3 protein-coding genes are annotated in these 3174 nt (G+C 38.4%); all 3 read right to left on the minus strand.

Annotated features, from left to right (window positions below; genetic code table 11):
* Positions 1-185: 185 nt before the first annotated feature.
* The gene (locus ACRCJ0_RS11155) at positions 186-1043 is read right to left on the minus strand and encodes a cell wall hydrolase (protein WP_431387720.1); all 858 of its coding nucleotides are present in this window, start codon (positions 1041-1043) and stop codon (positions 186-188) included.
* Positions 1044-1481: 438 nt separating this feature from the next.
* A complete protein-coding gene (gene rbfA, locus ACRCJ0_RS11160) occupies positions 1482-1877 on the minus strand; it encodes a 30S ribosome-binding factor RbfA (protein WP_016897460.1) in 396 nt (131 codons plus the stop codon).
* Positions 1878-1889: 12 nt separating this feature from the next.
* A partial coding sequence (gene infB, locus ACRCJ0_RS11165; RefSeq protein WP_431390474.1) for a translation initiation factor IF-2 occupies positions 1890-3174 on the minus strand: 1285 nt, incomplete at its 5' end.

The following is a 3174-nucleotide window of genomic DNA, read 5'->3' on the forward strand; positions in this document are numbered from 1 at the left end:
TTATATTTCTTTGCTACCGCTAGATAGCCACCGTAGTTCCCTAGATAATGTTTTACAATTTCCAATTTAAATTCTAGTGAATATTTTGCCATAAAAATAGACCCCCAAAAGTTAGATTTTTGGTCTAACTTTTGGGGGCCTCTACAGAGCTCCCGATTTTTTTGTTTATTGTTTTTGAATTTAAATTAGAAGAATACGTTTGTCACGCCATCACCTGAGGCACGGAATGATTCAGCTGATGTAGTTACACCGTTAGTTAATACATCGTTAACCGCTTGGTAAGTTTCTTCTGATACTGTAGCGCTAGCTGCCATACCATTTGAAACAACTTCAAATTGACCAGATGCGTTAACTACTGCTGATAATGTAGTACCACCCCAGTTACCTGAGTTTGCACGGTTAAGGATTACAGAGAATACTGCTGCTTTTTCAGAGTAGCTTGGACCAGCTTCAGTTTCAACTACTTGTAATACTTGGTAAGGGATCTCTTCTGCTGCTGAGTATGAAGAAGTTGAAGATGTTGCTTCAGTTATTTCAGTTGTTTCAGTTACTTCTTCAGCTTCATATGAAGTTGCTTGTACAGTTGCTGTTTCTTCTTCGGCTTCATATGCTACTGGTTCAACAGTTGTTTCTTCTGCTACTTCTTCAGTTTCAGATTTTTCAACTGTTTCTTCTTCTACTTTGTAAGTTTCTTTTTTCTTGTTAGCATCTTCTACTACAACTTCGTTTACTTCACCTTCATCATTTTTAGTGAATGAAATAGAGTTAGATGGGAAGATTAAATCAGCATTTTCAATTTCGTTGATTTGAACTAATGTGTTCACATCTACACCTGCAGCATTAGCAATCACTGATAAAGTGTCACCGTATACGACAGTGTATTCAGATGTTGATTCATCAACTGCTTCGATATCAGCTGAAACCTCTTCAACGCTACGCGCTGTCCATTCCGCTGCTTTCGCTTCTTCAGTATTAAATCCTGCTGTCGCAAATAATGCTGACAATGCAAATGTTGTTCCTAAAATCGTTTTGTTAAATTTCATGTTAAGTAAAACTCCTTATATGTTTAGCTATTGCTAAGTTGTTTATTTAGCCACTGTTTCGACTACATGCAATATACTACACGGTGTGGATTCAAAAAGAAACCCTATAAACCCATTCGTTAAGGGGCTTTAAATGGACTGAAATGTTTTGTAATTTTTAATATTTACGTCTCAATTATTACAATTCGCCGCATTCCCAGTCTAACAACATTCATAGCACTTTCATGGATTCTTGCATATTTTAATAAGTTATATTTATGACATTGTATGTAACAATTTTTTTTTGAAAAATAGCTATATTTCACCACGCTAAAGGTCTATATATCAGCATTTCCGCCCCATATTTCGAAGATTCAATACGAAAATCAACCTTACACTCAATAAAAAAAGCCCCAGAATTGCAGCATACTTGCTGTAATTCTGAGGCCTTTCTGCATATTAATCGACTAACTTATCTGACTCAGCGTCAGACATGCTATCAAAATCATCTTTTTTATTTAATTGTGCTAGCAATTGGTCGATATGGTTACCATATTCAATTGAACGGTCGCGTTCAAAGAATATTTCCGGTGTTTTATAGATATTTAGGCGTTTACCAATTTCAGAACGAACTAAACCACTAGATTTTTCCAATCCTTTTTGTGCTTTTTCACGTTCACTGGCTAATTCACTCAATGTAGTGTAGAAAATAGTTGCCTGTTGTAAGTCACCAGTAACTTCTACATCAGTAATTGTAACACCTTCAACACGAGGGTCTTTGACAGTCTTTCTCAAGATGTCATTGACGTCGCGAAGGATCTCTTGACTTACACGTTCAGCTCTAAATTTTGCCATTGTGCATCACCTCTATTTTTTCTTCACTTCAACCATACGGTATGCTTCAATCTCGTCATCTACTTTAATATCGTTGTAGTTTTCAATTGTTAAACCTAGTTCGAATCCACGAGATACTTCTTTCACATCATCTTTAAAGCGACGTAACGAACCTAATTGACCATCATAGATGACAATTGAATCGCGGATGATACGAACTTGTGAGTTACGGTAGATTGTACCATCTAATACGTAACCACCAACAATTGTACCTACTTTAGATACATTGTAAGTTTCACGAACTTGTACAGTACCGGTTACTTCTTCAACGAATTCAGGGTCTAACATACCTGTCATCGCTGATTCTACGTCATTAATTGCATCGTAGATAATGTTGTATAGACGTACTTCTACTTCATCAGCATCTGCTTGTAATTTAGCTTGTGGTGTAGGACGCACGTTGAAACCAATGATTAAGGCTTGTGACGCTTGACCTAAAGTAATATCACTCTCGTTGATTGCACCAACAGCTTGGTGAACGATGTTTACTTTAACACCCTCAACTTCGATTTTCTTCAAGCTTCCAGCTAAGGCCTCAACAGAACCTTGAACGTCCCCTTTGATAATGACATTGACTGATTTCAATTCGCCTTCTTGTAGCGTTTCGAATAAGTTGTCTAAGGTTACAGCATGGTTTGCTTGACGACGTTCTTGTAAGGCACGGCTCGCACGTTCTTCACCGACGGCACGGGCTGTTTTTTCGTCATCAAAGGCCACAAAGCGGTCACCAGCTTGTGGTGATTCTTGTAAACCAGTGATTTCAACTGGTGTTGATGGGCCAGCTTGCTTGATACGACGACCAGTATCGTTAGTCATAACACGGACACGTCCATGTGTATCACCAACAACGATTGGGTCCCCAACACGTAATGTACCTTCTTGGACTAATAATGTCGCAATAGCACCTTTAGATGGGTCAAGACGCGCTTCGATTACAGAACCTAAAGCTAAACGGTTTGGAACAGCTTTATATTCCTCTACATCTGCAACTAATAAAATCATTTCTAGTAAGTCACTTACATTTTGACCGAATTTAGCTGAGATGTTTACGAAGATTGTGTCCCCACCCCACTCTTCAGAAATTAGGCCATATTCAGTTAACTCTTGCATTACACGGTCAGGATTAGCTGTTGGTTTATCGATTTTGTTTACTGCAACGATAATCGGTACACCCGCTGCTTTGGCATGGTTAATCGCCTCAACGGTTTGTGGCATTACACCATCATCAGCTGCTACTACAAGTATTACGATATCCGTC

This window comes from Aerococcus sp. L_32 (genome assembly GCF_050689315.1).